Origin of the sequence: uncultured Bradyrhizobium sp. (assembly GCF_936943645.1) — a bacterium.
Taxonomy (GTDB): Bacteria; Pseudomonadota; Alphaproteobacteria; order Rhizobiales; family Xanthobacteraceae; genus Bradyrhizobium.
Map to the genome: position 1 here is coordinate 44789 of NZ_CAKZJO010000045.1, position 17238 is coordinate 62026.

Annotated in this window: 17 protein-coding genes; 6 read left to right on the top strand and 11 right to left on the bottom strand. The window is 64.6% G+C overall.

What is annotated here, in order from left to right:
* Positions 1-227 precede the first annotated feature (227 nt).
* The 3 genes from blaBJP to Q0743_RS07015 form a co-directional block, all read right to left on the bottom strand.
* Positions 228-1112, bottom strand: coding sequence for a BJP family subclass B3 metallo-beta-lactamase (blaBJP, locus tag Q0743_RS07005; RefSeq protein ID WP_298240839.1), 885 nt, complete (start codon positions 1110-1112; stop codon positions 228-230).
* A 167-nt stretch (positions 1113-1279) separates the two neighbouring features.
* On the bottom strand, positions 1280-1561 hold the full coding sequence (locus Q0743_RS07010) for a TonB-dependent receptor plug domain-containing protein (protein ID WP_298240840.1): 282 nt from the start codon (positions 1559-1561) through the stop codon (positions 1280-1282).
* 64 nt (positions 1562-1625) lie between these two features.
* Positions 1626-2987, bottom strand: a complete 1362-nt coding sequence (locus Q0743_RS07015) for a hypothetical protein (RefSeq protein WP_298240841.1) — start codon at positions 2985-2987, stop codon at positions 1626-1628.
* A gap of 299 nt (positions 2988-3286) precedes the next feature.
* Between Q0743_RS07015 and Q0743_RS07020 the strand changes: the two genes are divergently transcribed.
* The gene (locus tag Q0743_RS07020; RefSeq protein ID WP_298240842.1) at positions 3287-3622 is read left to right on the top strand and encodes a hypothetical protein; all 336 of its coding nucleotides are present in this window, start codon (positions 3287-3289) and stop codon (positions 3620-3622) included.
* Positions 3623-3683: 61 nt separating this feature from the next.
* On the opposite strand, the gene Q0743_RS07025 is transcribed toward Q0743_RS07020, so the two are convergent.
* Positions 3684-3956 carry a hypothetical protein gene (locus Q0743_RS07025; RefSeq protein WP_298240843.1) on the bottom strand — a complete coding sequence of 91 codons (273 nt, stop codon included), beginning with the start codon at positions 3954-3956 and terminating at the stop codon, positions 3684-3686.
* Positions 3957-4111: 155 nt separating this feature from the next.
* Between Q0743_RS07025 and Q0743_RS07030 the strand changes: the two genes are divergently transcribed.
* Entirely contained in the window at positions 4112-4921 is an 810-nt protein-coding gene (locus tag Q0743_RS07030) for a substrate-binding domain-containing protein (RefSeq protein WP_298240844.1), read from the top strand.
* On the opposite strand, the gene Q0743_RS07035 is transcribed toward Q0743_RS07030, so the two are convergent.
* Complete coding sequence (locus Q0743_RS07035) at positions 4895-5593, bottom strand: ABC transporter permease (protein ID WP_298240845.1); 699 nt, start codon at positions 5591-5593, stop codon at positions 4895-4897. The two genes, Q0743_RS07030 and Q0743_RS07035, sit on opposite strands and share 27 nt — an antisense overlap.
* A gap of 265 nt (positions 5594-5858) precedes the next feature.
* Positions 5859-6914: a phosphate ABC transporter substrate-binding protein PstS gene (gene pstS, locus Q0743_RS07040; RefSeq protein WP_298240846.1), complete on the bottom strand. Its 1056-nt coding sequence runs from the start codon at positions 6912-6914 to the stop codon at positions 5859-5861.
* A gap of 401 nt (positions 6915-7315) precedes the next feature.
* Here pstS and Q0743_RS07045 point away from each other — a divergent pair, with 401 nt between their 5' ends.
* From Q0743_RS07045 to Q0743_RS07060, 4 genes are all read left to right on the top strand, one after another.
* Positions 7316-8167 (top strand): 3-hydroxybutyryl-CoA dehydrogenase, encoded by an 852-nt coding sequence (locus Q0743_RS07045; protein ID WP_298240847.1) that lies wholly within the window; start codon positions 7316-7318, stop codon positions 8165-8167.
* Between the two features lie 139 nt (positions 8168-8306).
* Entirely contained in the window at positions 8307-8771 is a 465-nt protein-coding gene (locus tag Q0743_RS07050; RefSeq protein ID WP_298240848.1) for a group III truncated hemoglobin, read from the top strand.
* Between the two features lie 263 nt (positions 8772-9034).
* A complete protein-coding gene (locus Q0743_RS07055) occupies positions 9035-9688 on the top strand; it encodes a ubiquinol-cytochrome c reductase iron-sulfur subunit (RefSeq protein ID WP_298240849.1) in 654 nt (217 codons plus the stop codon).
* A gap of 129 nt (positions 9689-9817) precedes the next feature.
* Complete coding sequence (locus tag Q0743_RS07060; RefSeq protein WP_298240850.1) at positions 9818-11545, top strand: methanol/ethanol family PQQ-dependent dehydrogenase; 1728 nt, start codon at positions 9818-9820, stop codon at positions 11543-11545.
* Positions 11546-11770: 225 nt separating this feature from the next.
* Here the strand turns inward: Q0743_RS07060 and Q0743_RS07065 are convergent, their stop codons facing one another.
* The 5 genes from Q0743_RS07065 to Q0743_RS07085 all read right to left on the bottom strand — a co-directional run bounded on the left by Q0743_RS07065 (position 11771) and on the right by Q0743_RS07085 (position 17216).
* On the bottom strand, positions 11771-12028 hold the full coding sequence (locus tag Q0743_RS07065; RefSeq protein WP_298240851.1) for a hypothetical protein: 258 nt from the start codon (positions 12026-12028) through the stop codon (positions 11771-11773).
* A 54-nt stretch (positions 12029-12082) separates the two neighbouring features.
* Entirely contained in the window at positions 12083-14410 is a 2328-nt protein-coding gene (locus Q0743_RS07070) for a molybdopterin cofactor-binding domain-containing protein (RefSeq protein WP_298240852.1), read from the bottom strand.
* Between the two features lies 1 nt (position 14411).
* Positions 14412-14864: a (2Fe-2S)-binding protein gene (locus tag Q0743_RS07075; RefSeq protein ID WP_298240853.1), complete on the bottom strand. Its 453-nt coding sequence runs from the start codon at positions 14862-14864 to the stop codon at positions 14412-14414.
* Between the two features lie 644 nt (positions 14865-15508).
* A complete protein-coding gene (gfa, locus tag Q0743_RS07080) occupies positions 15509-16072 on the bottom strand; it encodes an S-(hydroxymethyl)glutathione synthase (protein ID WP_298240854.1) in 564 nt (187 codons plus the stop codon).
* 34 nt (positions 16073-16106) lie between these two features.
* Positions 16107-17216, bottom strand: a complete 1110-nt coding sequence (locus tag Q0743_RS07085) for an S-(hydroxymethyl)glutathione dehydrogenase/class III alcohol dehydrogenase (protein WP_097661987.1) — start codon at positions 17214-17216, stop codon at positions 16107-16109.
* Between the last annotated feature and the right edge of the window lie 22 nt (positions 17217-17238).

Below are 17238 nucleotides of genomic sequence, written 5' to 3' on the forward strand. Positions count from 1 at the left end.
ACGAGTTCCGCGAGCAAGGCGGGCGTGGGTTGCGCGCTACCGCATCAGGTCCGGCCGCGTGCTTTGGTGAGGCCGTGTTAACGATATCAGGCCGCGGACGCGAGCAGTATCAGTCGCGCGATGCGGTTGAGCTGCCGCTACACTTTGCTAACCATGCGCGCCGGCGCAACGTCTTGCCGCACCTCTCCCCTGCCGGGGAGAGGTAACAGGCCCCCATCCGGCGGCGGTTACTTCTTTTCCAGGGCCGCGGTCTGCTTGGCGAGCTGCTTGTCGAATTCCTCCGACAGGCCGGTCGCATAGGTGGCCAGCTCGTCCGGTTTGACGAACGGATTCGGCGCGCCGTCCTTCATCTGCGCCCGCTTGGCCTGCATGCCATAGACCTCCGGGTGCGGCCCGAGCAGCACGTCGATCTTCATCGATTTCACCTTGGCATAGGTCGCGCGGTAGTCGTCGACGATGCCGGGATAGGTCGGCTGGCCGACCAGCCTGTTCAGCGCCACCGTGCCGCTGCAGAAGAACAGCACCTCGCGGTTCTGGCCGCCATCCTTGACGGTCATTTCCCAGCTCGTGCAGCCCGGTGAGTGGCCGGGTGTTGCATGCGCGATGAGCGTGGTGTCGCCGAGCGTGACCTTGTCGCCTTCCTTCACGACACGGTCGACCTTCACCGGCGGGAAAGCGAGGTCCTCGTTCTTCTCGTCACCGGGATAATAACCACCTTCGAGCAGCGGCTTGTCGCGCTCACCCGCCACGAGCTGCGCGCCCGTCTCCTTCTTGATCTCGGCGAAACCGCCGGTGTGATCGAGATGCGCGTGCGAGTTGAGGATGATCTTGATGTCGGCGACCTTGAAGCCGAGCTTGGCGATGCTGTCCTTGATCGTGCCGGTCGACTGAGGCATCGCCGTGTCCATCAGGATCAGTCCCTGCGATGTCTTGATGACGTAGACGGCAATGCCTTCGGTCCCGACATAGTAGATGTTGCCGATGAGCTGGAACGGCTCGAATGGCGCCGTCCATTTCTGCATGACCGCTGCGAGAAAATCCTTGATGGTTTGCGCCTGCGTGCCAGTCGAGAGCAGGGTCAGTGCGCACAGCGCGGCCGTCAGCGTTCTCATAGTTTGCCTCCCGCAGTGTTCTTGTCGTTTTCATCGGGCACGGGCCTCGTGGTCCGAGCGGTGCGTAAGTTACGTCGTGGCCGGTGTTCAGGGCAACAGCCTTGCGTTCGCAAGAAATCATCGTTGGGTGGGCGTATCGGCGCGTATGGTGTCGGCCGCGCGCGAGCCTAGCGCCCGATCGTCACTCCGGCGGTGGAGCGCATGGCATCCCGCAGACTGGTCGCCTTCATGTCGTCCAGGACCTGCCGGGTCAGCACGGTGGTCTGGCCGGGCGTGTTCAAGATCGGCTCTCCGCGCGAGGACGAAAGCCGATCGGTCTTGTAGGGCGCGGCTGCATCGGTTGCGGGAACCGCGGCGACTGCATGAGGTGGCCGTTTGTCCGCGGCGATGGCCGGCTGTGAGATGTAGACGGCGGCGATCACGACCAGAAGCAACGGGCTTGCGCGCATAGGCGATCTCCCATGTCGGGATAACAGCCTAGCACATCGCGAACGGCAGTCGCAGGAGAAAGGATCAGGCGAGAGCGGCCCGGCGTTCGCGCGCCGGCTCGCGGGCGCGCTCGGGCTTCCCAGGCTCGGCGAGCCGCGTGAAGCTGCGATGGCTCGCCTGTGCGGGGGGCTCGACGATGACGCCCTCACAGACGATCTGTCCGCCGAGCAGCTTGAATTCCAGCTTGTCGTAGCGCGGCATCGTCTCGCCGGGCTCGGGCGGCAGCAGTCCAACGCTGCCCTGGATGTTCAGCGTGGCTTCGCCGGTGCCGTGAAGGCGCGGATTCCACATCCTGATCCCGCTTTCCGCCCAGCGCTGCCGGATCAGCGCGGCGCGATCGGCAGGCTCGGCGGGGCGCGTGCGAACCTTCGGTGCGCTGCGGACCTCGGGGGACAGCGACACGAGTGCCGTAGCCGGCGCGATGTCGGTGACGATGCTGGCGGCATTGGTGGAACCCGCCTCCACCGTGGCGACGGGCGCCACGATCTCCACTGCTGCCGGCTCGATGATGACTGCGTCGGCTGGCGAGGGAACGTTGTCGAGATCATCCTCCGGAGCGGCCTCTGCCACAACTCCGGCATCGGCCGGCGTGACGCACGGCTCGATCATGGCCGGCTCAACGTCGACGATGACGTCGGAGGAATGATCATCAACGATCACGAGGGCGGGGACGTCAAGCGGCGCACGCTCGATCTCGACGGGCAACGGCGACGCTTCCGCCGTGACGACGGGCCCGGCTTCGGCCGGAAGGGGATCGTTGCTGACGACGAGGTCGGCGGCGTCGATCACTTCGCTGACGACATCGACAGGTTCCGCGTCGGGGGACTCGACCTCAGCCGAGATCTCCGCGACAGAATTGATGCTCGTGGCAGGATCGGGAACGGCCTCTGCAGCAGTTTCGATCTCGGCGACCTCGATGGCCGGGACCTCAGTCTCCTCCTCGGCGACTCCCGCGATGTCGGATGGCGCCTCGCGGGAGGACCCCTCGCTGACGCCGGCATGGGTTGGTGCTGCCGGCGGGCTCTCCGCGATGACGGCGATCGCGGCATCATGCTGGGCAGAGGGCGCGACGGCCGCGATCTCGGCATCGTCCTGCACTGAAACTGTGCTGGTCTCGCTGATGTCGGTCGGTGCGGATTCCGCAAGACCTTCGAGCTCAGTGCGCTCTGCCGTGGTGTCTTGGGCTGTCGTCTCTTGGGCTGTCGTGTCTTGGGCCGTGATGTCCGGGGCCACGACGTCTTGGGCCGCAATGCACTCAGCCACACTCTCTTCGGCGATGACGGGCGAGACGTCTTCGGCGACCGGCGTGGCGTCAAGGCTGCCGTCATGCGGCACGGGCCGAAGCCGGGTGAATGCCCATTTCACCGCCGGGATACGGCGCAGCAACGATATCAGTCTCGAAAGCACTAGGAGTTGTCCAAGCGGTACTCGGCGTGAGGGCAATCGCTGATTCGTCAGCAATGTGAAAAACTGCCCCGCCCGTCACACCCCTGTCAATGCAGGCGAGATCAATTGCAGAACATCCGCAATGTCAGGCATGTGCGGTGTGCCGCATGAGGTGTCAGCCATCACCACGAGGCCGGTGATGGCCGTGGGTTCTACGGGGTGACAGTCAATGTGACAGCGACCACAGTCAAGCCGCCTGGAAATCGACACGCTCTTCTTCAAAGCGAAGGAGAGCAAACGTGATCCACAGGACTTGCCTGGCTGCAGCCATCGCCGCCTTCATCAGCATGCCGGCGCTCGCAGACGAACTGACGCCGAAAATCGCCGCTCACCTTATTCCGCCCAATGCGGAAATCCACATCTCCTGGACCAGCCCCGCGTCCGACCCCGAGGGCCGTGCGATCGAGGTGGTCTGCGGCGAGGTCACGGTTCGCAACGACCGGGGCCTTTCGACGTCGTCCTTCGCCTATGTCATCGATGATGACAAGCTTTGGCTGGCCTGGAAGATCGATTGGATGAAGGAGCCGGAACCGCAGGGCGTCCGCCGTGTGATGCGCTATTGCCCGGGTCGTTGATCGACGCTGCTGGGCATGCGGGAGGGGATCGCCATCCGCTCCCGCAATTTTGCTCTTCCGGCTATTTGCCGGAGCCCGCGGAGCCGCCGGCCTGGCTGCCCATGTTATTGGTGTTGGTGCCGCCGGCTGAAGGTTGCTGCGCACCCTTGCTGTCGCTGGCCTCATTCTGCATATTCGACGCGCGTCCGGTGGTCATGCCCTTGGTCGCGGGGCCTCGCGATGAGGGGCCGACCGCGCTCTGAGCGGACGCGCCCGGCGCAGGTTGTGTCTGTGCGAAAGCGCCACCGGTCGCCAACGCCATGATGCATGCCGATGCCAAGATGATCTTCTGCATCCCGTCCTCCTGGGTTCATCGTCAGGACAACCTCCGCGCGGGACGGACGTTCCTGGCCAACCGCACCGCAGGCGAGTGCGTGCGCCGAATGTAGGGTTCCCTGCACCGTTCTCGCAGGGTAGTTTCGGGACACCCGGCATCTGCAAGGACGAGACATGAAACGAATAGTCGCCATCGGAGCGGTTCTGCTCTGGTCCGCCATCGCGTTCGCGCAGGATCGCGCCATCACGGTGGCCTCGACCACGTCGACGGAACAATCAGGCCTGTTCGGCTATCTGCTGCCCCTGTTCGAGAAGGCCGAAGGCATCAGCGTGAAGGTCGTTGCCGTCGGCACCGGGCAGGCACTCGACATCGGACGGCGCGGCGATGCCGACGTGGTGTTCGTCCATGACAAGGCTGCCGAAGACAAATTCATGTCGGAAGGGCAGGGCGTGAAGCGGTTCGACGTCATGTACAACGACTTCATCATCGTCGGCCCCAGAAGCGACCCTGCGAAGATCGCCGGCGGCAAGGACGTCACGGACGCGCTGCGCAAGATCGCGGCGGCCAAGGCCCCGTTCATTTCGCGCGGCGACAAGTCCGGCACGCACGCGGCCGAGCTGAGGCTGTGGAAAGAGGCGGGCGTCGATCTCAGTGCGGGCAAGGACAATTGGTACCGGGAGATCGGTCAGGGCATGGGCCTGGCGCTGAACATGGCCTCGTCGTCGAACGCTTATCTCTTGTCGGACCGCGGCACCTGGTTGTCATTCAAGAACCGCGGCGAACTCGCCATCCTGACCGAGGGCGACAAGCGCCTCTTCAACCAGTACGGTGTCATGCTGGTGAATCCCGAGAAGCACCCGAACGTCAAGGTGAAGGACGGGCAGGCCTTCATCGACTGGCTGGTGTCGTCGAAGGGGCAGAACGCGATCGCCGGCTACAAGGTCGGCGGCGAGCAGCTATTTTTCCCCAACGCGTCCCACTAGCACGAAGGCGACGGTCGACACCGCCACGCTGAGCGCCAGCAGGATCAGTCCGAGGCCGAGCGCCAGCGGCAGGTCGCCCTTGCTGGTCTCCAGCGCGATCGCGGTCGTCATCGTGCGCGTGAAGCCGCGGATGTTGCCGCCGACGATGATGATAGCGCCGACCTCGGCGATCGCGCGCCCGAACGCCGCGAGAAAGGCCGTCAGCAGCGAGGTCCGGCCGAGCGCGAACAGGAGCGCCATGCTGCGGAAGGCCGACAGGCCGTCGATCCGTGCGAGATCGCCGTACTCCGCCCACAAAAGACTTGCGGGCCGGTGCACCAGCGCCACCACGATCGGGGTCGCCAGCAGCGTCTGGGCGATCACCATGGCGGCCGGCGTGAACAGCAGTCCGGCCACCCCAAGCGGGCCCGAGCGCGACAGCAGAAGATAGAGCGCGAGCCCGACCACGACAGGTGGAAGCCCGAGCAGCGCATTGGTCAGGACGATGATCACCTGCCGCCCGCGGAAACGGGTGATCGCGAGCAAGGCCCCGATCGGTGCGCCGACCATGAGGGCAATGACGCTCGCGGTCAGACTGACGCGCACCGACAATGCGACGATGCCGAGCAGCTCGGCGTCGGCTTCGCCGATGAGTGAGATCGCAGCGCCAACGGATTGGGTGAAATCGCTCATCCGAGCCTGGGCGTCGGCGCCAGGCGGAGTGCCGCGGGGGCGTTGGTGTCGGGAATGGAGAGGCGTTTCACGGAGGATTTCCTGCGAGTGGCGCAGTGCAATGCGGTGGCGCGATCGCGTCCCGCAGGCACTTGTGCTTTGGCCTGCGACGGGAGGGGCTCTCCTCGCAGCAGGCCAATCACAGAATACTCAGGTGGAGCGGTTTGCAAACCCAATTCGGCTGGAATTCAAGTCGCGGGCGGGCGGACGCGCGGCCTGCTCGGCATCAACGCTTGCCAATGGCAGATGCCGAAACCGTCGGCGCTGTCCCAATGCTGTCCCGCCAATAGCGCTCGATCTGCTCAATCAGGGCGGGAGGGAGCGGGACGTAGTTGAGCGTCTGGGTCTCGGACTTGCCGTTCCCGAGTGACCAGCGGAGGAAGTCGATGGCAGCTGCGGAGCGCTCCGGATATTTTGCTGTTTTGGGCATCAGCACGAAGGTCGTGGCCGTGATCGGGTAGGCGTCTTCGCCCGGCGCGTTGGTGAGGACCAGGTGAAAATCCTGCTCCGCCTTCCAGTTCGCGCTCGAAGCCGCGGCCTGGAATGACGCGGCATCAGGCACCACGTCATTGCCGGCGCTGTTCTCCACGATGCCGAAGGAAATCCTGTCGAGCCGCTGCAGCGCGTAGGTGTATTCGAGATAGCCGATCGCGCCGGGAATGAGACCGACGAGCGAGGCGACGCCGTCATTGCCGCGGCCGCCGAGGCCGAGCGGCCACTCGACCGAAGTACCTTCCCCCACGCTTCTCTGCCATTGCGGACTGACCTTCGAAAGATAGTTCGACCAGTTGAATGTGGTGCCGGAGCCGTCAATGCGATGGACCACAATGATCGGCGCCTTCGGCAGGCTGATATCGGGATTGATCGCGGCGATCGCCGGGTCGTTCCAGGATTTGAGCTTGCCGAGATAGATGTCGGCGAGCACCTGCCCGGTGAAGCGGATCTGGCCCGGCTTGACGCCGCCGATATTGACCACGGGCACGACGCCTCCGATCACGATCGGGAATTGGATCAGGCCGAGCCTGTCGAGCTCGTTGGGGTCGAGCGGCATGTCGCTGGTCCCGAAATCGACGGCGTCGGTCTTGATCAGGCTGAGGCCGGTGCTCGAGCCGACCGCTTGATAGCTGACGATGTTTCCGGTCTTCGCCTTGTAGGCGTCGGTCCATTTCGTCATCACGGGCGAGACGAAAGTCGAGCCGGCGCCTTTGATCTCGGCTGCCAGGCCTTGCGTTGCGACGAGGAGGACGGCGAGGATGATCGGGAGTGCAATATGTTTCTTCATCTGCGCGACGCTAACGGGTGGGGCACGATGCCGATGTGGTCGATCTCACAATCGCGCCGCGCGGCATTCGCGCGGGCCATTGCGCCGCGACCTCATCACGCCGGTCGCGGCGCCGCGTCATCCGATTGATGTAAATCGAGAGCCACCGATGGGTGCTGGAGCGGCCGTCCACCCCGCTATGGGGCTCCCGGGCGGGCGAGGCGGGATTCGGGACAAATTGCCTTGCCCGGCGGCCAAATCGGGCCTTTTCGGGCCCGGCGGCGGCTTTATTCCGGCCATGGATGCTTTAAGGAGAAGGCGGATCAGGTCGTCGCCGCCCGCCGGCGGTGCTAGACCCTGACGCAGGAACAATGGGCTGTGCCGCGCCGGCACGCCCGCAAGGATGAGAAGGATACGAGGCAATGATCCAGACCGTTGGCATCATCGGGGCAGGGACCATGGGGAACGGCATCGCGCAGATCTGCGCGGCGGCCGGGCTCTCGGTCGTGATGGTCGACATTTCCGAAGCGGCCGTGAACCGCGGGCTCTCGACCGTCGGCGGCAGCCTCGAGCGGCTGGTCAAGAAGGAGAAGATGTCGGCGGCCGATCGCGACGCCACGCTCAAGCGGATCACCGGCACCACCGACCGCGCCAAGCTGTCGGATTGCGACCTCGTCATCGAGGCCGCGACCGAGAACGAGGAGCTCAAGGTCAAGATCCTGAAGGACCTTTGCGCCACCCTGTCGCCGCGCACGCTGGTCGCGACCAACACTTCGTCGATCTCGATCACCAAGCTTGCCGCCGCGACCGACCGCCCCGATCGCTTCATCGGCATGCACTTCTTCAACCCGGTGCCGGTGATGGCGCTGCTGGAGTTGATCCGCGGCCTGCAGACCTCCGACGACACCCATGCCAAGGCGCTCGATTTCGCCAAGCGCGTCGGCAAGGTGGCGATCACCGCCAAGAACAGCCCGGGCTTCGCCGTCAACCGCATCCTGTGCCCGATGATCAACGAGGCAATCTTCGCGCTCCAGGAGGGCATCGCGACGGCGGAGGAGATCGACGCCGGCATGAAGCTCGGTTGCAACCATCCGATCGGACCGCTGGCTCTGGCCGACCTCGTCGGGCTCGACACCATGCTTTCGGTGATGGAGGTCTTTTACAAGGGCTTCAACGATCCCAAATATCGGCCAGCGCCGCTGCTGAAGGAGATGGTGGATGCCGGCCATCTCGGTCGCAAGACCGGGCAGGGCTTCTACAGCTATAGCGCCTGATCAGGGCGGCCGGCGGCGGGCCTGTTCGCGTCCGCCGCCCGATCCCGCACTTTGCGCTGCGACAAAGACGCCGCGCGCAATCGGCCCGACAATGTCGAGCGGGCGGCCCTACGGGAACAACGGAACGGACACTGAGCTCATGTCGGATCGACTGAAGGCCGAGCGCGAAGCTGCGGCCGCACGGCGGAACCTGTTGACCCAGGATGCGATCGAGCGCACCGGGATCAGCGAGGAGATGATCGGGGAACTGGTCACCCGCTTCTACGGACGCGTGCGCGAGGATGCAGAGCTGGGGCCGGTGTTCGCCGCCGTGCAGAACTGGGACGAGCATCTCGCCAGGCTCAGGGATTTCTGGTCCTCGGTCGTGCTGATGAGCGGCCGCTATCATGGCTCGCCGATGCGGGCGCATCTGCCGCTAAGTCTGGTTGCCGGCCATTTCGACCGTTGGCTCGATCTGTTCGAGCAGACCGCGCGCGAGGTCTGCCCGCCGCCGGCAGCCAGCCTGTTCATCGACAAGGCCCGCCGCATCGCCGACAGTTTCGAGATGGCATCGGCAACCGTCGCCGGTTCAATCGCTGCGCCGCGTCACGTGCTGAGGTCCTGACCTCAACCGGTTGCCTGCAAATGATGCAGCGATATCGCGCTGCGTTCGCACAGCGTGATGGATAGCGCGCTGCACCAATTCCGACATCTTCGGTCTGCCCTGCAAAATCATCATGCTGATCGCGCGGTGTGATGTTGAAATTGCGAAAACTCGCTTGAATGCGTTGATCGTCGTTCAATCAAAACGAGCAAAGCCATATTGATGCGCTGCGGCGCCAATTCTTCGCCTTGTTTTCGGCAGAGTTCCAGCGCCTGCTTGTGGACATGTCCCGCGCATCGTTCACGACCAATTCCTCATCGTCCGAAAGCATCACGGAACCTGAAGCCGATGCGCGCGCCGAACAGACGCGGCGAACGATTCTGCTTGGCGCAATCGCCACCACCGCCTGCCTCGGTTGTTCCGCGCACGCACGCGCGGACGAGGATCCGCCTGGGTCCGACCAACGGCCCCAGAAAGGCGATGTGCTCGTCTTCTCCGAAGGCGACAAGGAGGGAAAGCTGATCACCGCGGCCGACCTGCCCGCCGGCGGACCGCCGGTGCATGCCTGGCCGAAGGATCCCAAGACATCGGTGGTGCGCAGCGCTTCCCGGCTCAACGAGATCCTGATCATCCGGCTTGATCCCGCCGAGCTCGACGACAAGACGCGCGAGCGCGCCGTCGATGGCATCATCGCCTATTCGGCGATCTGCGCCCATGCCGGCTGTCCAGTTACCGCTTGGGTGAAGAGCGATGTCGGCGACAAGGAGGTGTTCAAGTGCATGTGTCACAACTCCGAGTACGATCCTCGTGCGGGCGCACAGGTCGTGTTCGGGCCGGCGCCGCGACGGCTCGCCGCGCTACCGCTGGCGCTCGCTGACGGCTCGCTCAGTGTCGCCGGCAACTTCATCGGAAAGGTAGGTGGCGCGCAGCCGGGATGATGGACGGTGCGGGATCTGCCCGCGTCACGAGAGGCCGCATCCGCCGATGGGCGGACGGCGGGACGAACGACAAGAATTCAACACAAGAATTCAAACGGATGAAAAAGGGGAACGTCCATGAAAACTTTCATGACCAGAAAGCAATGGCTACTGTCCGGCTTCGTCGCCTTTACCTGTCTTGCCTCGACCGCCGCCGTGGCCGGCCCGATCGAGAGTTATTCGCCGGTCACCGCGCAGCGGCTGGAAAATCCGGAGCCAAGCAACTGGATGCTCTATCGACGCACCTATGACGGCCACGGCTACAGCCCGCTCGACCAGATCAACACCTCCAATGTGAAGAACCTCACGCCGGTCTGGACCTTTGCCACCGGCGTCGTCGAAGGCCACGAGGCGCCGCCGATCGTCAACAACGGCGTCATGTTCGTGGCGACCCCGATGGGGCAGGTGATCGCGTTGAATGCGAAGACCGGCGACGAATATTGGCGCTACAAGCGGCAGCTCCCCGACGATCTGTTCCAGCTGCACCCGACCAGCCGCGGCGTCGGCCTCTGGGAGGACAAGCTCTATCTCGCCACCACCGACGATCACGTCGTCGCGCTCGATGCCAAGACCGGCAAGGTGGTGTGGGACACCAAGGTGCAGGACTACAAGAAGGGCCAGTACATGACCCTGATGCCGCTGATCGTCGACGGCAAGGTCATCGTCGGCGGCTCCGGCGGCGAGTTCGGCGTGCGCGGCTACGTCGCCGCCTATGACGCCAAGGACGGCAAGGAGCTGTGGCGGACCTTCACCATTCCGGGCGAAGGCGAGCCGGGCCATGAGACCTGGCAGGGCGACGACTGGAAGAACGGCGGCGGTTCGGCCTGGATGACCGGCAATTACGACAAGGACACCAAGACGGTCTATTGGGGCGTCGGCAATGCCGCGCCGTGGCCCGGCGAGACCCATCCCGGCGACAATCTCTACACCTCTTCGGTGCTCGCGCTCGATCCAAACACCGGCAAGATCAAGACCCATCACCAGTATCACCAGAACGATTCCTGGGACTGGGACGAGGTCGAGGCACCGATGCTGATCGACCTGCAGCGCGACGGCAAGACCATCAAGAGCCTGGTCCATCCGGGGCGCGATGCGATCTTCTGGGTGCTCGAGCGCACGCCGACCAAGATCAACTACGTCGCCGGCTGGCCGTTCGTCTCCACCGACGTCTGGAAAGGCATCGAGCCAGAGAGCGGCAAGCCGATCGTCGATCCCGCGCACAAGCCGGTCATCGGCAAACGCGTCGAGTTCTGTCCGTCGCTGTGGGGCGGCAAGGATTGGCCGTCGGCGGCCTACAGCCAGAAGACCGGTCTCGTCTACGTGCCCGCCAACGAGAACTTCTGCGGCGGCTTCACCGGCGAGAAGGTCGCGCTCAAGCCGGGCGAGCTCTGGCTCGGCACCAAGCCGGAGGACATCGGCCTGAAGACCAAGCCGGGCGCGGACCATTTCGGCGAGCTGCAGGCCTGGGATCCTGCGACGGGCAAGAAGGTGTGGCAGCACAACTTCCCGAAGTCGCAGCTGTTCGGCTCGGTGACGGCGACCGCGGGCGATCTCATCTTCGTCGGCGGCACCAACGACCGCAACTTCCGCGCGTTCAACGCCAAGACCGGCGAGCTGTTGTGGGAGCAGAAGACCAACTCCGGCATCATGGGCATGCCGGTGTCCTATGAGATCGACGGCACCCAATACATCGCGATCCAGTCGGGATGGGGCGTGGACGCCCAGCGCATCCAGGACGCGCTGGTGACCAACAACATCGGCATCGAAGCTAATGTGCCGCAAGGCGGCGTGATCTGGGTGTTCGCGCTCAAGAAGTAGCTCCGCGGGCGGATCGAAGACGGCGGAGCAGCAGGGGGGTGGCGAATGCGGCGGACGGCAACGTCCGCCGCATTTTTTGCGACGGAATGCGATTGCTCCCGCACCACGAACTCGTCATGCCCGGGCTTGTCCCGGGCATCTACGTTCTTGGTGCCGCGGCAAAGGTCGTGGATGGCCGGGACAGCCCGGCCATGACGATGTAGGGCGGTTTGTGCGCTAGGCCCGCTACTTCCCCGTCCGCTCCACCTTGTCCTTTTCCTTCTGGTTCATCTCCTGAACCTTCGGATCTGGATTGTGCTGTCCCGTGGTCTGGGTGGTCGAGGCGGGCGGGGCGTCGGCGTTGGGCAGCGAGTTCTGGTCGGGCGTGGCGGGGCGCGTCGCGGTGGTCGGCGGCGTCGTATTGCCCTGGGCGAACGCGCCTGCGGCCGTCAAAAGAAAGGCGCTCGACAGCGACACTGCGAGCGCCCTTGAGATGTTGGTCATCGATCTGCTCCTGTCAGATCGATGGAAACGGCGCGAGGCCGCTTGTGTTCCGAGCTACGCTTCCAATTGCTTGCCGATCGGAAGCGAGCGGATGCGTTTTCCCGTCGCTGCGAAGATCGCGTTCATCAGCGCGGGCGCAAACGGCGGGACACCGGGCTCGCCGACACCGCTCGGTGGCGTGTCCGATGCGGGCGGCACGATGTAGACGTTGGTCACGACAGGAGATTCGTCGATTCTGACGACCTGGAAGTCGTCAAAATTCTTCTGCTGCACCTTGCCGTCCCTGAAGCTGATCTCGCCGTATTTGGCGAGGCTCAGCCCCATGATCGCGGCGCCCTCGATCTGCGAGGCGATGCGCTCGGGGTTGACATAGGTGCCGCAATCGATCGCGGTGTCGACCCTCGGCACCGTCAGCTTGCCCTTGTCGTCGACGGCGACCTCGACGATGGTCGCGATATAGCTGACGAAGCTGCGGTGCACGGCAATGCCTAGACCGTGGCCCTTCGGGACCTTGCGGCCCCATTCGCCCTTCTCGGCGACCAGCTCGACCACCTTGCGCAGGCGCGCGGTGTCGATCGGATAGCTGTCCTGGGGCTCACCGTAGTTCCAGAGGTCCTTCACGTTCGGCTCGACGATGCGGGGCGAGCCGATCAGCTCGAGCAGCATGTCTTTCTGGTCGCGCCCCGTCGCCTGCGCGATCTCGCCGACCATCGACTGCACCGCGAAGGCGCGCGGAATGTTCGAGACCGAGCGGAACCAGCCGATGCGGGTATGCGCGGCTGCCTCCGGATTCTCGCAGGAGATGTTGGCGATCTCGAACGGCATGTCGGCGAGGCCCATGCCGATCTCGAACGGCGCCTGGTGCACCGTGCCGGCGGCAAAGGTCGAGGCGATGCTGGGCGCCACGCTGCGGTGGCGCCAGGCGATCACCTTGCCGCTCTTGTCGAGACCGGCCTCGATGCGCTCGGCCGAGACCGTGTGCAGGAAGCCGTTCTGGATGTCGTCCTCCCGCGTCCACTGCACCTTCACCGGCGCGCCGAGCTCCTTCGACAGCAGGGCGGCCTCGAGCGCATAGTCGCATTTCGACTTGCGGCCGAACCCGCCCCCGAGCAGGGTCACGTTGACCGTGACGTTGCCCTCGGGAATGCCGAGCGTCTTGGCGACGTCGTCACGGGTTCCGCCCGGGCTCTGCACCGGTGCCCAGATCTCCGCCTTGTCGCCCTTGACGTCGGCGACCGCCACCGGCGGCTCCATGCTGACATGCGCGAGATGCGGGATGTAGTACTCGCCGACGATGACCTTGTCGGCGCCCTTCAAGGCCGCATCCGCATCGCCTTCCCGACGCACGACGAGGCCCGGCTTGCGCGAGGCCTCCTCGAGCTCCTTGCGGAAGGCGACCGAGTCGTACTTGGCGTTGGCGCCGTCGTCCCAGACCAGCTTCAATGCGTTGCGGCCCTTGATCGCCGCGCCGGTGTTGCGGGCGATCACCGCGACGCCGCCGAGCGGCTGGAACTTCGACGGCCACGGCCATCCCTGGACCTTCATCACCTTCTCGACGCCGGGAACCTTCAGCGCCGCGTCTGGATCGAACGAGACCAGCTTGCCGCCGGTCACCGGCGGACGCGCGATCACGGCGTATTTCATCCCCGGCAACCGCACATCGGCGCCGTAACGCGCCTTGCCGGTGGTGATGTCGTGGAGATCGACGATGCCGATCTGGCCCTTGGTCAAATAGCGGAAGTCCTTGGCGTCCTTGAGCTTGAGGCCTTCGATCGCGGGCACCGATTCCTTGGCGGCATCGGCGGCGAGCTCGCCGAAGCCGAGCTTGCGGTCGCTGGCGCTGTGGACGACCTCGTGATTGACGGCCTTGACCTCGGTCGCCGGCACGCCCCAGCGCTTCGCCGCGGCCTGTTCCAGCATGGTGCGGGCCGAAGCGCCGATCTGGCGCATCGGAAGCAGATAATGCCGCGTGCTGCGCGAGCCGTCGGTGTCCTGATTGCCGAACTTGACTTCGTCGCCATGGGCCTGCTGCACCTTGACCCTGGACCAGTCGGCTTCCATCTCCTCGGCCACGATCAGCGGCAGGCTGGTGCGGACGCCGGTGCCCATCTCGGAACGGTGTCCGACGATGGTGACGACGCCGTCAGGCGCGACCGAAACGAAGACGCGCGGATCGACCACGACGCCGTGCGGCATTTTTCCGGCGCCGGTCTCATAGGCAAATGCCTGGCGCGTCATCACGGGGGCGGCGAGCACGAAGCCGCCAGTAACGCCGAGCCCCTTCAGGATGCTGCGGCGCGAGACCTTCTCGACCTTGATGTGCTTTTCGAACCCACGTTTTTGGAAGTCACGGAGCTTGCCGGGATTGTCGATGAAATTCATGTCACACTCCCGTCGATGCGAGATGGACCGCGTTCTCGATGCGCTGATAGCAACCGCAACGGCAGATGTTGCCGGACATCGCCTCGCGGATCTGGTCATGCGAGGGCTTCGGGTTCTCCATCAGAAGCGCGGCGGCCTGCATGATCTGGCCAGCCTGGCAGAAGCCGCATTGCGGCACGTTGACCTGGCGCCAGGCCTTTTGCACGGGATGATCGCCGTTCGGATGCAGTCCCTCGATGGTCGTGACCTCGCGTCCGGCAACGTCGTTGATCGACGTGATGCAGGAGCGCACGGCTTCCTTGTCGACGATGACGGTGCAGCTGCCGCACAGGGCCTGGCCGCAGCCGAACTTGGTGCCGGTCAGTCCGGCCTCGTCACGCAGGAACCAGAGTAGCGGGAGATCCGGGTCGCCATCCCAGCTCTGTTCCTGGCCGTTGATCTTTACCTTGATCATGATCGTCCCTCGCTCTTCATAAGCATGCCAAATTCAAAACGCGCCGATGCAGGGCGGCGCCGTGCAAGTTGCGTCGTGTCGTCGCATCCCCTCCGATGAGCCTGCACGGGCAGATCCCGGCAGGGGGGCAGGAACGCGAATCTCGATGTCCGGATGTGTTCGATACCTCCCGTGCTTGTTCTTGGTTGTATTTCGCGCGGCATCGTGACGGCGCGACCGTAGCAGGGATCGCGCCGGCCCGGTGTTCACAGCCGGGTGTTCTCACCGGGAAAAGATTGCATCGATGGTTTGTCAAAAGCAGGGCGCGGCATCACGCCGCGTGAACCCGCGCGTTCGCTGACGGCGAGTGCAGCGAAAAAGGCTTCGTCCGCCAGAATGATTGCGCGGACGAAGCAGGATGCCTCAGTCGAGGGAGGGAGAAACGCAGCGGGCCGGGGACTTCGAGTCGGAAGTTGGCGGCACTGCGCAGTCATTCAGAGACCAGGACTGAGGAGCTGATGCCCTCACAGACGCATGGTACGAAGCGGCGGCATCGCCGCCATGGTCTTAAAGTGCGGACCGGTCCGGCTCGCTGGCGGAGGTCGTCGCCAGCGAGCCGGGGAGGTCTGGCCGAAGCTCGGGCCCGGCCAGCTCGGAGGGCTTTCCTAGGCTGCCTTGGCTTTCGCCACGTGGGTCGCGATCGCGTCCATCAATGCCGGTGACAGGCAATCATAGGGCTCGAGGCCGATTTCCTTCAGCCGCGAACGGATGCCCGCCATCTGCTCCGGCTTCACGCCGGATTCGATCACGGAGGAGACGAAGGCGGCGAATTGCGGCGCCTGCGAGCCCTGCTCCTGGAACAGCTCGGGATGGATGAAGTCGAGACCGTAGAACGGGTGGCCCTTGTTCTCGATGCGGCCGTACATGTGCGTCCCGCAGGCCTTGCAGGCGTGGCGCTGGATCACCGCGGAGGGATCGACGACCTGGAGCTTGTCGCCGTTCTCGAGCACGGTGACGTTCTGGCGCGGCACCACGGCGACCACGGAGAACGTCGCGCCCTGCGGCTTCCAGCATTTGGTGCAGCCGCAGGCATGATTGTGGGCGACGTCGCCCTTGATGCCGACCTTGACGGGGTGGTCCTTGCATTTGCAGACCAGCGTGCCGCCGGCGAAGCTGCCGCTGCCCTGTTTGAGGCCGTTGTCGATCGATGGATGGAGTGCAACAGTCATGGGTCGATCCTCCTTGGGGGTGACGTCTTCCGGTTCAGTACACGACGACGGAACGAATGGATTTGCCCTCATGCATGAGGTCAAAGCCCTTGTTGATCTCTTCGAGCTTGAGCACGTGGGTGATCATCGGATCGATCTGGATCTTTCCGTTCATGTACCAGTCCACGATCTTGGGCACGTCGGTCCGGCCGCGCGCGCCACCGAAGGCGGTGCCGCGCCAGTTGCGCCCGGTGACGAGCTGGAACGGACGGGTGGCGATCTCCTTGCCGGACTCGGCAACGCCGATGATGATCGAGGTGCCCCAGCCGCGATGGCAGGCCTCCAGTGCCTGGCGCATAACGGTGGTGTTGCCGGTGCAGTCGAAGGTGTAGTCGGCGCCGCCATCGGTGAGGCCGACGAGATGCTGGACGATGTCGCCGGTGACCTTCTTCGGATTGACGAACTCGGTCATGCCGAACCTGCGGCCCCAATCCTCCTTGGCGTCGTTGATGTCGACACCGATGATCTTGTCGGCGCCGGCCATCTTGGCGCCCTGGATGACGTTGAGGCCGATGCCGCCGAGGCCGAACACGACCACGTTGGAGCCCGGCGTGACCTTCGCGGTGTTGACGACGGCGCCGACGCCGGTGGTGACGCCGCAGCCGATGTAGCAGCTCTTGTCGAAGGGGGCGTCCTCGCGGATCTTGGCGACTGCGATCTCCGGCAGCACGGTGAAGTTCGAGAAGGTCGAGCAGCCCATGTAGTGGTAGACCGGCTTGCCCTTGTAGGAGAAGCGGCTGGTGCCGTCGGGCATCACGCCCTTGCCTTGCGTCGCGCGGATCGCGGTGCACAGATTGGTCTTCTGGCTGAGGCAGCTTTTGCACTGCCGGCATTCCGGCGTGTAGAGCGGGATGACGTGGTCACCCGGCTTCACCGATGTCACGCCGGGGCCGATCTCACGGATGATGCCTGCGCCCTCGTGACCGAGGATCGAGGGGAAGATTCCCTCGCTGTCGAAGCCGTCGAGCGTATAGGCGTCGGTATGGCAGATGCCAGTCGCCTTGATCTCGACCAGCACTTCGCCGGCCTTCGGTCCTTCCAGATCAAGCTCGACGATCTCGAGCGGCTTCTTGGCCTCGAAAGCGACGGCGGCACGTGTCTTCATCGGTAGCTCCTCAAATTCTCGA

Coding starts and splice junctions, on each gene's coding strand:
- Q0743_RS07055 (WP_298240849.1), top strand. CDS start 9,035: ATGTCCCGCGCATCGTTCACGACCAATTCCTCATCGTCCGAAAGCATC.
- Q0743_RS07050 (WP_298240848.1), top strand. CDS start 8,307: ATGTCGGATCGACTGAAGGCCGAGCGCGAAGCTGCGGCCGCACGGCGG.
- Q0743_RS07030 (WP_298240844.1), top strand. CDS start 4,112: ATGAAACGAATAGTCGCCATCGGAGCGGTTCTGCTCTGGTCCGCCATC.
- Q0743_RS07025 (WP_298240843.1), bottom strand. CDS start 3,956: ATGCAGAAGATCATCTTGGCATCGGCATGCATCATGGCGTTGGCGACC.
- blaBJP (WP_298240839.1), bottom strand. CDS start 1,112: ATGAGAACGCTGACGGCCGCGCTGTGCGCACTGACCCTGCTCTCGACT.
- Q0743_RS07085 (WP_097661987.1), bottom strand. CDS start 17,216: ATGAAGACACGTGCCGCCGTCGCTTTCGAGGCCAAGAAGCCGCTCGAG.
- pstS (WP_298240846.1), bottom strand. CDS start 6,914: ATGAAGAAACATATTGCACTCCCGATCATCCTCGCCGTCCTCCTCGTC.
- Q0743_RS07045 (WP_298240847.1), top strand. CDS start 7,316: ATGATCCAGACCGTTGGCATCATCGGGGCAGGGACCATGGGGAACGGC.
- Q0743_RS07060 (WP_298240850.1), top strand. CDS start 9,818: ATGACCAGAAAGCAATGGCTACTGTCCGGCTTCGTCGCCTTTACCTGT.
- Q0743_RS07075 (WP_298240853.1), bottom strand. CDS start 14,864: ATGATCAAGGTAAAGATCAACGGCCAGGAACAGAGCTGGGATGGCGAC.
- Q0743_RS07070 (WP_298240852.1), bottom strand. CDS start 14,410: ATGAATTTCATCGACAATCCCGGCAAGCTCCGTGACTTCCAAAAACGT.
- Q0743_RS07010 (WP_298240840.1), bottom strand. CDS start 1,561: ATGCGCGCAAGCCCGTTGCTTCTGGTCGTGATCGCCGCCGTCTACATC.
- Q0743_RS07065 (WP_298240851.1), bottom strand. CDS start 12,028: ATGACCAACATCTCAAGGGCGCTCGCAGTGTCGCTGTCGAGCGCCTTT.
- Q0743_RS07035 (WP_298240845.1), bottom strand. CDS start 5,593: ATGAGCGATTTCACCCAATCCGTTGGCGCTGCGATCTCACTCATCGGC.
- gfa (WP_298240854.1), bottom strand. CDS start 16,072: ATGACTGTTGCACTCCATCCATCGATCGACAACGGCCTCAAACAGGGC.